Annotated in this window: 11 protein-coding genes; 4 read left to right on the top strand and 7 right to left on the bottom strand. The window is 69.5% G+C overall.

Features of this window, described 5'->3' with window-relative positions; all coding sequences use genetic code 11:
* Positions 1-26: 26 nt before the first annotated feature.
* The 4 genes from VHR41_12840 to VHR41_12825 form a co-directional block, all read right to left on the bottom strand.
* Complete coding sequence (locus VHR41_12840; GenBank protein ID HEX3235080.1) at positions 27-1,445, bottom strand: DHA2 family efflux MFS transporter permease subunit; 1,419 nt, start codon at positions 1,443-1,445, stop codon at positions 27-29.
* A gap of 6 nt (positions 1,446-1,451) precedes the next feature.
* On the bottom strand, positions 1,452-2,258 hold the full coding sequence (locus tag VHR41_12835) for a mycofactocin-coupled SDR family oxidoreductase (GenBank protein ID HEX3235079.1): 807 nt from the start codon (positions 2,256-2,258) through the stop codon (positions 1,452-1,454).
* Positions 2,255-2,815, bottom strand: coding sequence for a hypothetical protein (locus VHR41_12830; GenBank protein HEX3235078.1), 561 nt, complete (start codon positions 2,813-2,815; stop codon positions 2,255-2,257). Before VHR41_12830 ends, VHR41_12835 begins: the two co-directional genes overlap by 4 nt.
* Positions 2,816-3,032: 217 nt before the next feature.
* Positions 3,033-3,935, bottom strand: a complete 903-nt coding sequence (locus tag VHR41_12825; GenBank protein ID HEX3235077.1) for a diacylglycerol kinase family protein — start codon at positions 3,933-3,935, stop codon at positions 3,033-3,035.
* Between the two features lie 39 nt (positions 3,936-3,974).
* On the opposite strand from VHR41_12825, the gene surE reads away from it, so the two are divergent.
* The 3 genes from surE (at position 3,975) to VHR41_12810 (ending at position 8,787) form a co-directional block, all read left to right on the top strand.
* A complete protein-coding gene (gene surE, locus VHR41_12820) occupies positions 3,975-4,709 on the top strand; it encodes a 5'/3'-nucleotidase SurE (GenBank protein HEX3235076.1) in 735 nt (244 codons plus the stop codon).
* Positions 4,710-4,811: 102 nt separating this feature from the next.
* Complete coding sequence (locus tag VHR41_12815; GenBank protein ID HEX3235075.1) at positions 4,812-7,217, top strand: protein kinase; 2,406 nt, start codon at positions 4,812-4,814, stop codon at positions 7,215-7,217.
* 214 nt (positions 7,218-7,431) lie between these two features.
* Positions 7,432-8,787, top strand: a complete 1,356-nt coding sequence (locus VHR41_12810) for an APC family permease (protein ID HEX3235074.1) — start codon at positions 7,432-7,434, stop codon at positions 8,785-8,787.
* A gap of 92 nt (positions 8,788-8,879) precedes the next feature.
* On the opposite strand, the gene VHR41_12805 is transcribed toward VHR41_12810, so the two are convergent.
* The 3 genes from VHR41_12805 to VHR41_12795 form a co-directional block, all read right to left on the bottom strand.
* Positions 8,880-9,542, bottom strand: coding sequence for a DUF4142 domain-containing protein (locus VHR41_12805; GenBank protein HEX3235073.1), 663 nt, complete (start codon positions 9,540-9,542; stop codon positions 8,880-8,882).
* A 148-nt stretch (positions 9,543-9,690) separates the two neighbouring features.
* Positions 9,691-10,920 (bottom strand): DNA recombination protein RmuC, encoded by a 1,230-nt coding sequence (locus tag VHR41_12800; protein HEX3235072.1) that lies wholly within the window; start codon positions 10,918-10,920, stop codon positions 9,691-9,693.
* A 135-nt stretch (positions 10,921-11,055) separates the two neighbouring features.
* On the bottom strand, positions 11,056-11,331 hold the full coding sequence (locus tag VHR41_12795) for a hypothetical protein (protein ID HEX3235071.1): 276 nt from the start codon (positions 11,329-11,331) through the stop codon (positions 11,056-11,058).
* Between the two features lie 152 nt (positions 11,332-11,483).
* Between VHR41_12795 and VHR41_12790 the strand changes: the two genes are divergently transcribed.
* Positions 11,484-12,044, top strand: a complete 561-nt coding sequence (locus tag VHR41_12790; GenBank protein ID HEX3235070.1) for a hypothetical protein — start codon at positions 11,484-11,486, stop codon at positions 12,042-12,044.
* Positions 12,045-12,355: the final 311 nt, after the last annotated feature.

Here is a 12,355-nt window from a genome sequence, read left to right as displayed (position 1 = left end):
GGATCTCACCCTAAGCATTACCGCCCTTACCGTCCTTCCCGCCCTGACCGTCCTCCTGCCCTTCCACCACGGATGGTCCCAAACCCCACCAGCGCGCCGGCGAAGCAGAGGCCGGCCGAGATCACCATGGCGCGGCTGAAGCCCGCGCCGTAGGCGGCGCCCGCCAGATTCCGGAGACCTCCCATGCCGGCGGCGAGCGGAAGCGCCGCCGTGGCCAGGAGACCGGCCAGGCGAGCCACCGCGTTGTTCACCCCTGATGCGATCCCACCCTTTCCCTCCTCCGCGGCCGCCAGCACGGCCGCCGTGAGCGGCGCCACCAGTACCGACAGCCCCAGTCCGAACACGATCAGCGCCGGCAGCACGGTTTCCACATAACTGGCCCCGCTCTGTACCCGGGAGAACAGCAGCATGCCGATGCCGGCCACCGTCGCACCCGCGCCGATCGGCCAGCGCGGTCCCACCCGCTGGCCCACCCGGCCCGCGGTCGGCGAGATGACAAGCATGAGTGCGTTGACCGGCAGGAGCGAGGCACCCGCTCGGAGGGCGCGGTAGCCCAGCACGTTCTGCAGCTGGAGCATGAGCAGGAAGAAGAGGCCGCCCAGCGCAGAGTAGACCAGCAGGGTGACCATGTTCGCGCCGGTGAACTGGCGCGAGCGGAACAGGGTGAGCGGCAGCATCGGGTCGGACGCGCGCCACTCCTGCAGCACGAAGCCGCCCAGCAGCGCCAGCCCGCCGATCGTCGCGACCAGGATCAGGGAGTCGCCCCAGCCCCGCTGGGGCTCGCTGATGAGCGCCCAGGTGACGGCGGCAAGACCCAGGGTCGCCAGCGTGGCCCCGGCGAAGTCGACGCGGCGCGCGGTGGGACCCGAGGCGCGGGCCGGCCCGGCCGGCAGCCGGCGCGCCGCGATCCACAGTGCCAGCAGCCCGAACGGCACCGGCACGGCGAACACCCAGCGCCAGGAGAGCGCATCCACCAGCCATCCACCCAGCAGGGGACCCAGCGCGGTGGACACGGCCGACCCGGCGGACCAGCGGCCGATTGCCGCGGGGCGGTCGTTCTCGTCGATGGTGGCGTTGATCAGCGCGAGCGTATTCGGCACCAGAATGGCACCGGCCGCTCCCTGGAACAGGCGCACGGCCAGCAGCACGGCGGCGGCGGGCGCGAGCGCCGCGCCGATGCTCGCGGCGGAGAACCCGGTGAGTCCCACCATCAGCACCCGCCGGTGGCCGAACAGATCTCCCAGCGAGCCGCCCAGCAGCATCAACGCGCTCAGCGTGAGGAGATAGCTGTTCATCACCCACTGGAGACCCTCGAGCCCGAGCCCCAGATCGCGCCCGACCGAGGGGAGCGCCACCGTCACCACCGTGCTCTCGACGAACACGGTCCCGGAGCTCAGGATCGCGGCGGCCACGGTCCAGCGCCCGGCGGGAGAGGCGAGGCGCATGACCGGTCAGCGACTCAGCAGCCCCGCATCCAGCACCAGCGGCGCGCCGGTCACGTAGCGCGCGCGATCAGAGGCGAGATAGAGCACCGCGTGCGCCACGTCCTCCGGTTCGATCCACGGCACCGGCAGGAGGTTCCCAGCCGACCGCTCGGCGATTTCCCGGGGGGTGAGGCCCTCCAGCGCGGCGAGTCCGTCGTTCATCGGGGTGTTGACCCCGGTGGGATGGATCGAGTTCACCCGGATGTTGTAGGGAGCGAGCTCGATCGCCCAGGATTTGGTGAGGCCGGTCAGTCCCCATTTGGAGGCGGCGTAGTGACTGAGCCGGCCCATCCCGCGGAGCCCGGCCACGGACGAGTTGTTGACAATGCTGCCCGAGCGCTGCTGCATCATCACCGGGATCACCCGCCGCGCCACCAGCCAGGCACCCTTGAGATTGATGTCGAGCATGGTGTCCCACGCGTCCTCGGTCAGCTCGTGGGCCAGGCCGTAAGCGCAGATCCCGGCGTTGTTGAACAGGACGTCGATCCGGCCGAACTGATCCACCGTCCGGGCCACCGCCGAGGTGACGGCCGCATCATCCCGGACGTCGCCAGCAAAGGTGAGGCACTCGCTGCCGAGCTCCCGGCAGGTGGCGGCAAGGGACTCGAGGTCCTGACCCGAGCCCATCCCGTATCCCGGGTACGGCAGTGGCCGGGCGACGTCGAACGCCGCGATCCTGGCGCCTGCTCCCGCGAAGGCGAGCGCGGTGGCCCGTCCCTGCCCGTGCGCCGCACCGGTGATGAACGCCACCCGCCCGGCGAACTCTCCGCTCACGTGCGCTCTCCCGCCACCTCGGCGCCCCGCCGCTCGCGCGCCCGGTAGGGCTGCAGATACTCGTCCAGCTCCACGTCCAGCGCGTTGTTGAACACGTTGGTGGCCACCATGAGAGCGGCGAACGCGGCGAGCGCCACCATCTGTTCCGGCGTGAAGTAGCTCGCCACCCGCTGATACAGCTCGTCCGGCACCCGGTACGGCGACACCGCGAGGCGGCGGGCGAACTCGATCACGGCGGACTCCCGCTCGTCCAGCCGGGGACGGTCGGGGTTGTCGCCGGTCTCGATCAGGATGCGGCGGAAGAAGGTGGAGCAGATCAGGCAGTCGGTCTCCGCCGAGATGGCGTGGGCGAAGAGGGTGGTGAGCCGCTCGCCCAGGAACGGCTGCACCGCGTCGCGCAGCGGGTACCACTCCATCAACGCGCGGAACGCCGGCAGCGAGTTGAGCAGCGTGCGCTTCATGTTGGTGATGCGGGCGTGCTGCTGGATATGCTCGTCGTGCGCCGCGCGGATGGCTGGTGATGCGGTGTCGTAGTCGATGGGGGTGATCCGCGGCATGCCTGGGGCTCCGTCGAGCAGGGGGAGTTCGCAATCTAACGCGAGCCGGGCGGTACGGCGGTAAGGGCGGTAAGGGCAGTAAGGTCTGGTCATGCGGAAACGAGGGTCTGGGTTCTCGCGCCTTTACCGCCTTTACCGCCTTTACCGCCTTTACCGCCCTTACCGCCGCCCTTACCGCCGCCCTTACCGCCGCCCTTACCGCCGCCGTCCTTCCCCCCTACACCAGAAATCTCAACGCCCCCGGCAGCAGGCTCAGCTGGATCCGCGCCCCCGCGGCGGACGGCGCCTCGCCGGGCCGCTGGAGCTCGTCGTCGACGTGCAGCTCTGCGCCGTGGGCGACGATGCAGATCTCCCGCGCGCGCCGGATCGGGAGATCGATCTGGTGATCGTCACCCGCCACCCGGGCCGCGACATGCTCGCGCAGCGACTCGCGCTCGCGCTCGGTGGCGAGCACCACGTCGAGCAGGCCGTCACCGGCGTCCGCGCCGGGAGCCAGCCGCAGATTGGGGCCGATTGACGGGATGTTCATCACCTCGCAGAGCAGAAACTCACCCGAGACGTCCTGGCCATCCAGCTCGATCTGCCATGCCTGCGGACGGAGGTCGCGGAGCACCCGGCTCAGGTAGCGGACGTCCCGGGTGATGCCGAGATCCTCGTGCTCGGCGCGTCCTTCCCGGTGATCGGCCCGCGATTCCACCAGGCACATCGTGACCGGGAAGAGGCCGAGGCCTACCGCCTCCAGGAAGTGGCCTTCTCCCCAGGAGCCCTTGACCACGCCCGCGTCGAACCGTTGCGGCCGGGATGCGGCGAGACCGGCGATGACCTCCTCGGGCGAGCCCTCCACCCCGAGCGCCTTGGCGACGTTGTTGGCGGTGCCCATCGGAAGCAGCGCCAGGGGCACGTCGCGACCCAGCAGGGCGCCCGCCGCCTTGCGCACCGTGCCGTCTCCGCCGGCCACCAGCACCACGTCACCCGGGTCGGTCAAGGCCCGTGCGTAGTCCTTCTCCTTGGTCGACTGGTAGGTGACCGCGTGACCGGCGGCCACCAGGGCTCGGACCAGCTTGTGCCGGGAGTACTCCCCTTCGCCAGCCGAGGGATTGTGAAGCAGGGTGACGTGCATCGCAGATGAGGTGTGCCGGTGAGAGGATAGATTGCCTGAATGCGGATCCTGGTGACCAACGACGACGGAATCTACAGCCCGGGCATCCTGGCGCTGGCCAAGGCCGCGGCCCAGTTCGGGGACGTCCGAGTGGTGGCGCCCGACGTGGAGCAATCGTCCATGGGGCACGCCATCACCGCCAGCCGTCCGCTCTCCTTCCGGAAGACTATGCTGGGCGACTTCCAGGCGCACCGGGTCAACGGCACCCCGGCCGACTGCGTCGCGCTCGGCGCGTACAACTGGGAGAAGGTGGACGTCGTGCTTTCGGGCATCAACCTGGGTCCCAACCTGGGGAACTCCGCGTGGCACTCGGGGACGCTCGCGGCGGCCAAGCAGGCGGCGCTGCTGGGGCTCCGGGGCGTGGCACTGAGCACGCCGGCGGGACGGACCGAGCCGGCGTTCGACGTTCTCGCGCCCTACGTGCAGCGGGTCCTCGAATGCCTGCTGCTGCAGGATCCCTGGCTCAAGCTGGTAAACGTCAACTTCCCGCGCCAGCCCCGGGGCCTCATGTGGACCCGCCAGTCGGTGCGGCAATACGACGGGGGCGTGGTGCCGGGCGAAGATCCGATGGGACGCAAGCACTTCTGGCTCACGGTGCGGCCGATCGAGGACAGCGAGGAAGGCACCGACCGGTGGGCGGTGAAGGAAGGATGGGTCTCGCTCACGCCGCTGGAGCTGGATCTGACGGATCACGTGGCCCTCGAGCGCGTGCGTGCGGAGCACCAGCTGGACTGAGCATCTCCCCCATCGGCACCGCGGCGGCCGAGCGGTGCCAGCCGCTGGCGATCCCCAGCCCACCCTCCCACATTGATAGCGTTCCTCCACCCCGGCAGGATCGTGGCCACAGTCGATCCCTCCCTCGCCGACGCCCTCCACGACCGCTATGTCCTCGAGCGCGAGCTCGGTCATGGCGGCATGGCGACGGTCTATCTCGCCCGAGACCTCCGCCACGACCGGCTCGTCGCCCTCAAGGTGCTCCGGTCCGACCTCGCCGCGGCGCTCGGGCCCGAACGATTCGAGCGCGAGATCCGGCTCGCGGGAGGCCTGCAGCATCCCCATATCCTGACCGTGCTCGACTCCGGCAGGGTGCTCGCGCCACGGGGCGGCGCCGACCGGCTCTGGTTCACCATGCCCTACGTCGAGGGCGAGTCGCTGCGGGCACGGCTCGAGCGCGAGGGGCAGCTCCCGCTCGAGGAAGCGGTTCGGCTCGCCTCCGAGGTGGCGGACGCGCTCGATTGGGCCCATCGCCACAGCGTGGTCCACCGGGACGTGAAGCCCGAGAACATTCTGCTGACCGGCGGCCATGCCCTGGTGGCCGATTTCGGGATTGCGCGGTCATTGAGCGAGACCGACCAGACGCGACTCACCGAGACGGGCATCGTGGTCGGCACACCGGCCTACATGAGTCCGGAGCAGGCCAGCGGCGAGCGGGCGATCGACGGTCGCACCGACCTCTACGCCCTCGGTTGCGTGCTGTACGAGATGCTCGCGGGGGAGCCCCCCTACACCGGCCCGACCGCACACGCCGTCATCGCCAAGCGCATCGGCGACCCAATCCCCTCGGTGCGGCGGATCCGGGAGAGCGTGTCTCCCGCGCTCGACGCCGCGTTGACTCGAGCACTCGCCAAGGCGCCCGCGGATCGCTTTGCCACGGGCGCCGAGCTCAGCGCGGCGCTCAGGCACGGCCTCACGGCAGCCGGGGCAAATCCCCCGGCTGTTCCGGCGAGGCGCCTGGTTGCCATTGCAGCGGCGGCCGTGCTCGCCGTCAGCGCGGGAGCCTACCTCCTGGGCCGCCGGCAGCCCTCAACCGGGCCTCCCAGCGGACCCATCGCCCTCGCGGTGCTTCCCTTCCGCAGCATCGGCGCCGCCGATGATTCCGGCGTGCTGGGCATCGGGATTCCGGATGCGATCATCACCCATCTCGCGGCCGTGAGGCAGATCCGGCTTCGGCCCACCAGCGCGATTCTGCGTTATGCCGGCCAGGACCCCGATCCTCGCGAGGCCGGCCGGACACTGGCGGTCGACTATCTTCTCGCCGGAACCGTCCAGCCCGCTGGTGATCGCCTGCGGGTGAGCGTCCAGCTGCTGCGATCGAACGACGGCTCGCCTCTGTGGGGCGCCCACTATGACTTGGCCCGGCAGGATCTGCTGACGCTGCAGGACTCGATCGCCGAACGGGTGAGCGGCGCGCTTTCCATTCGAATGAGTGCCGCCGAGCATGCGCGGCTCTACCGGCGGTATACCAGCAACGGCGCGGCGTACGAGACCTATCTCGAAGGGCGGGCCCAGCTCGCCCGGATCTCGGAGCAAGGCACGGCGGCGGCCATCGCGGCGTTCGAGCGCGCGCTGGCGCTCGACTCCACCTACGCGCTCGCCTTGGCGGGCCTGGCGATGGCGAGCGCCGACATGCACCTGCGTTTTGCCACCGGGAAAGACGTGAAGATCTGGGGAGAGCGGGCCGAAGCGGATGCGACCCGGGCCATCGCCCTCGACTCGTCGCTGGCGGAGGCGCACCTGGCCCGAGCAGCCGTGGCCCGGAAGTCCGAGTTCGATTGGGGACGCACATTGGAGGAGAGCGGCCACGCCCTCGAACTCGACCCCAATCTCGACCTGGCGCACTATTTCAGAGCGGCCGCATTCTACCACCTCGGCCTGCTCGACCAGGCGTCGCTGGAGGTAAGGAAGGCGCTCGCGGTCGATCCGCTCAATCTGCCGGAGCAGCTCCGCACCAGGGGTGTGGTGGAGTTCCTCTCGGGCCACTATCGCGAAGCGATCGGGCCGCTGGAAGAGGTACGGCGGACCAGCAGCCGGGCCTATGTCGACTCGTATCTCTCGCAGGCCTACTTCTACAGCGGCGACACCGCCCGAGCGTTCGCAGTGCTCGACTCGCTCGCGAGCTCCCCATCCGCTCCGGCCGCCGCGCGTTCGCGTGCCTCGCTCGCCAGCTTTTCGGCGGCTCGAGGAGACCGGACTCGGGCCGAGGCGCTGATCCGCGAGGTCGTCGAGAACGGCTACATGGACCACCACGTCGCCTACGGCCTGGGCGCCGCCTACGCCCAATTGGGGAAGCTGAGTCACGCCCGCCTCTGGCTCGGTCGCGCCGTGGAGACCGGTTTTCCGTGCTATCCCTGGTTTCAGCGCGATCCGTTGCTGGAGCCGATTCGCCGGGATCCCGAGGGGCGCCGGTTTTTCGAGGGGCTGAAGCAGTCGTGGGATGCGGCGCGGGAGCGATACGCACAGTAACGGGCGCCCCGCTGGAAACCTGCGCGCGAGTTGCCGCGTCGGAAATATCATCAGCGGAGTGGGGCTACCACTTCGCCTGAACTCCTGCGCGAGTGGTGGCGCGAACCTGGCGGACATCGGCGGCCGGGCCGTAGCTTATGATGCCTGGCGTCTTGCCTTGCAGGCAAGCCTGGCCCCAACGTCGAGACGGATTCACCCCGATCAACGGCGACCGATGACCGACCAGAGCGACGAAGGCCTCCTCCGCGTGATCGGTCCAGCCGCCCTCGCGGGCAGCCTGATCAACTCGGTGATCGGCGGCGGGATCTTCGCGATTCCCGCCGCCCTCGCGCTCACCGTGGGCAGCGCGGGGCCGCTCGCGGTGCTGCTCGCCGCGGTGGTGATGGGATTCGCCGTGGCGGCGATGGCCCAGGCCGGACAGCGGGTGGCGCGGAGCGGTGGGATCTACGCGTACGCGGAGGTCGCCTTCGGGCCCTTGGCCGGCTACCTCACGGGCGTGCTGCTCGCGCTCACCTGTGTGCTCGCGGCCGCCGGAGTCGCGGCCGCGCTGGTCGACTCGCTCTCGACCCTGAGCCCTCTGCTCGGTGGACGCCTGTTCCGGGCGGCCGCCATCGTGCTGCTCTTCGCGGCGCTCGTGGCGGTCAACCTCCCCGGAGTGCGGTCGGGCACGCGAGTCGCGGCCGGGGCGGCGGTCGTCAAGTTCCTCGCCCTGCTCCTCTTCGTCGCGCTCGGTGCAACCCTGGTCCGTCCTGAGCATCTCGCCATTCCCCAGATGCCGGCCGCCTCCAGCCTGGCCCGCGGGGCGATCCTGGCCGTGTTCGCGCTGGCCGGGATGGAGATCGCGCTGGGAGCGAGCGGCGAGGTGCGCGATCCGGCCCGGACCATTCCGCGGGCGCTGCTGGCGGCCTTCTCCCTGATCGTGCTCCTCTATCTGGCGATTCAGCTCGTCGCTCAGGGCGTGCTCGGCCCCGAGCTGGCCGCGTCCCGGGCGCCCCTGGCCGACGCCCTGGCACGGATCTCCCCCTCCGGCCGGTATTTCATGCTCGCGGCAGGTGCGGTCTCGATGCTCGGCTGGCTCGCCGGCGATGTGCTCGGGTCCTCACGCATGTTCTTCGCATTCGGGCGAATGGGAGTCCTTCCGAGACCCCTGGGCGAGGTGCATCCCCGCACCCGGGTCCCCCACTACGCGCTGGTGGCGTACGGGGTCATCGCGGCCCTGCTTGCGCTGACCGGCACGTTCGCTTCGCTGGTGTTTCTGGCGAGCGTGTCGAACATGCTGCTCTACGTGGCCTGCTGCGCCGCGGCGTGGGAGCTGGAGCGGCGCGCCCGCGCCCGTGGCGACACCGCTCTGCCGGGGCGCAGCGGGGTGATCCCGCTCCTTGCCGTGCTCGGTCTTCTGGGAGTGCTCAGCTCCAGCACGGCGCGCGAGCTGCTCGCCGTGGCAGGGGTCCTCATCCTGGCGACCATCCTCTACTGGACGACGGGATCGGGAAGGCGGGCGGCGGCGCGGCGCGGTAGTGCCGTGCCCGTGGGAGCCGTCACCGGCCGAGTCGCCACCGGCGGGCCGTGATGCACCCGAACGAGCCGCGGCCCCCGGGATAACCTGACCCGGGGGCCGCGTCACCTGCTTGGAAATCGCTTCTGCTGATCGCCGCTAGCGCTTTAGGTGGTCGGCTTGCCCAGCTTCTTCTGCAGCTCCTCCGCCCGGTCCAGGTGTCTCTGGATGATGGGCTTCGCCTTCTCGATCAGGGCCTTGAGCTCCGCGTTCTGGGTATCGTCGTGACCCTTGTTCGCCAGGTCGAGCACCGCCTTGTGGATGGTGACCTCCTGGTCGATGTAGACCTTGTCGAACGCCGCGCCCTTCCCGGCCGCGCGGAGCGAGTCCATCTCGGAGGTGCCGGCAGCCTTCACCGGGTCCTCGGTTGGCGCCTGCGGGGTAACGTTGAGCTTCTTGGCCAACGCTAGCCCCTGAACCCGGAGGGCGTGGTGCTCACCCATCATCATCTTGGCGAATTGCTTCACGCCTGGATCGGCCGCCTTGGTGAGGGCGAACGCTCCCGCCGCGCTGTCGGCCTTGTTGGCCTCGTCGAGCAGCGCCACGATGTTGGGATCGGTGTACGGGGCATTGCTGGTGGCCGCCTTCGCGGTGTCGGCCGTCCCCGCCCCCGCCATCCCGGCGGTGCCGGTGTCGGTTGCGGCCGGGGTCTCGACCCGTCCGGTATCGGCGGTTTTTTCCTTGCCTTTACAGGCGCCCATCGCGAGGGCGCCGAGCCAGGCAGCGGCCATCATGCTGTAGCGCGCATGCCGCGCAAGATCAGTACGCATAGGGACCTCCTTCAGGTCGCCTCAATCCTATGGAGGCCTCCTCCCGCGGAACGTGATCGCGATCACCGGCCCCGTGGTTACCCTGCCGGCACTCCCTGTCCCACCGTCCTCCCGCGCCCCATCCAGCGCTCCTTCGTAACGATCCCCGTCAGGGTTGCGCCTGCAGCGGCCGGGCGGCGAGCTCCACCGGGCTCACTCCCGGCAGCTCCTCCGCCGTAGCGCCAAGCTCCTTGAAGCGCCGCGCGGAGACGAGCACCCTGTTCTCCAGCGACCCCGCCGCCTTGTTGTAGCTCTCGACCGCCTTGTCCAGCCCGCGCCGGAGGTCGTCGAAGTGTCCGGCCATGGTGCCGAGCCGCTCGTAGAGCTGGCGGCCGAGCTCGCTGATCTCCTGTGCGTTCCGGGCGATCTGCTCCTGCCTCCAGCCGTAGGCGATCGCGCGAAGGAGAGAGATGAGGGTCGTTGGGCTCGCCGGGATCACCTGTTGGCTCACGCCGAACTCGATCAGCGAGGGGTCGTGCTGGCAGGCGGCGCTGAAGAACGTCTCGCCCGGGAGGAACATCACCACGAAGTCCGGCGCCGGCTGGAACTGGTTCCAGTACGCCTTGGCCGACAAGCCGATCATGTGCTCCCGCACCTGGCGGGCGTGGTCGCGCAGCAGCAGCTCGCGGGCGCCATCGTCGAGGCTCCCGTCCACCGCGTCGAGGTACGCGGCCAGCGGTGCCTTGGCGTCGACCACCACCGTCTTGCCGCCCGGCAGCCGCACGACGAGGTCGGGCCGGAGGCGCCCGTCGGCAGTCTCGACGCTGGCCTGTTCCTGGAAATCGCAGTAATCCAGCATGCCGGCCATCTCGACCACCCGCTTGAGCTGCATCTCCCCCCAGCGGCCGCGGACCTGCGGCGCGCGGAGCGCCTTCACCAGGTTCCCGGTCTCCGCCTGGAGCGCCTGCTGCGAGTGGGCCATCGCTTTCACCTGCTCGACCAGTCCGGCGTAGCTGGCGATCCGGTCCTTCTCCACCTCCTGGAGCTTGCCGTCGACCCGCTCCAGCGCCTGCTGCAGCGGGCGCACCAGGTCGTCCACCGCCTGCTGCCGGCGCTCCAGGTCGGAGGCGGCGGACTGGTGGAGCTCGCCCAACTTGGTCTCCGCCAGCGCCAGAAAGGATTGGTTGTTCTGCCTCAGCGCCTCGGCCGCGAGCGCGGCGAACGCGTCGCGCAAGGTGTGCTCCGCCTGTTGCAGCAGCGCGAGCTTCTCCGCGGCGGCGCGACGCTCGGCCGCAGCCCGCTCCTCCAGGCGCGCGACCTTGCCGCGGGCGGCGAGCCATGCGACGAGGCCGCCGGCCAGCGCGCCCAACAGGAGCCCGACAAGGAGCTGAGAGTTCATGTGCGAAGTTGGAGGTCGTGGCCGGAAGGGGACGGCCGACCAGCCGAAGCTAAGGCTGGTCGTTGGCTATGACAACGAGGGGGGAGCGGCGTGCGGGACCACGACGGCGGCCCCGCAGCCGATGACTGCGGTGGTTCAGCCCTCCGTCAGCTTGGCGAGCTTCCTGATCTGTTTGGCTGCCTCCTGCCGAACCTGCGGCACCCGCTTCCCGGCCGCATCCTTGAGATCGCGCGCCAACTCGCCCGCCTTCTTCCGGGCGACCGGAACCTGGTCCCGCACGGTCTTCCGCAGGTCGTCGGCCTTCCGCCGAACCCGCGCGTCTTTCCCGGCCCGCTCGATGCCTTTCCGTACCACTACTGCCGCGACGAGCGCGATTGCCGCCCTGAACAGCCGCTTCATGCCTGCCGCCATGGAACGCTCCAGGTGAGGGTCTGTCCGCAATCTTGACCGGTCGCCGGAACTGGGGGGTGAGGCGGATCACGGACCCGACATTTCGCGCCCGGGCGGGGGGCGGGTAACTTATGCCGGGTCCCCCCGATCCACCACACCTCTGGAGGCTCCTTATGGTGACGCTTGGCGCACTCTGGCTTCCCATCCTCCTCTCGGCCGTGCTCGTGTTCTTTACCAGCTTCCTGCTTCATATGGTGCTGAAGTACCACAGGAGCGACTACAACCCACTGCCCAACGAGGACGCCGTGCGGGCCGCGATCCGCGCCGGCAATCCCCCGCCCCGCCAGTACATTCTCCCCTACTGCAGCAATCCCAAGGACATGGAGAAGCCCGAGATCAAGCAGAAGTACATCGAGGGCCCGGTCGGGGTGCTCACCCTCATGAGGCCGGCGGCACCCAACATGACCCCGATGCTGGTACAGTGGTTCGTGTTCGTACTGGTGATCTCCATCTGCCTCGGCTTCGTCGCCTGTCACACCATCGATCCGGGCGTCGAGTACATGGACGTCTTCGGCGTGGTCGGCGCGACCGGATTCCTCGCCTATGCCGCGGGGACCGTTCCCGCCGCAATCTGGATGGGAAAGCCGTGGTCGGTGGCGATCAAGGAGGTCTTCGACGGACTGCTCTACGGGCTGGTAACCGCGGGAACGTTCGGGTGGTTGTGGCCCCGGTAATGCATCGATTGACAGAATCGGTACAATGTCCTAAAGATGTGTTGCACATCGGTTGGAGAGGAGGGCCTCTACGGCGCTCGCCGAGTTCTGGGTACCCGCGAAGCGGTCGCCGGCGCCATGAACCGAACCAACATTGCACCTGCCGGACATTTCACTACAACTTGAGGTCGTGTTGAGGTCGCTCACTAGCGAGCAGCGACCAGGTCGACCACACAGCACTGCGGCATGACCGCCGCGCGCCGATAGGCACCGGGGACCATGGATGGGCGGTCCCCGGTTTTTTTGTGCGGGGGGCCGGTAAGGACGGTAAG

This window comes from Gemmatimonadales bacterium, from assembly GCA_036265815.1.
Lineage (GTDB): Bacteria > Gemmatimonadota > Gemmatimonadetes > Gemmatimonadales > GWC2-71-9 > CAVVWJ01.
The sequence above is the reverse complement of the archived record's forward strand: the minus strand, read 5'-3'. Positions and strand labels throughout refer to the sequence as shown.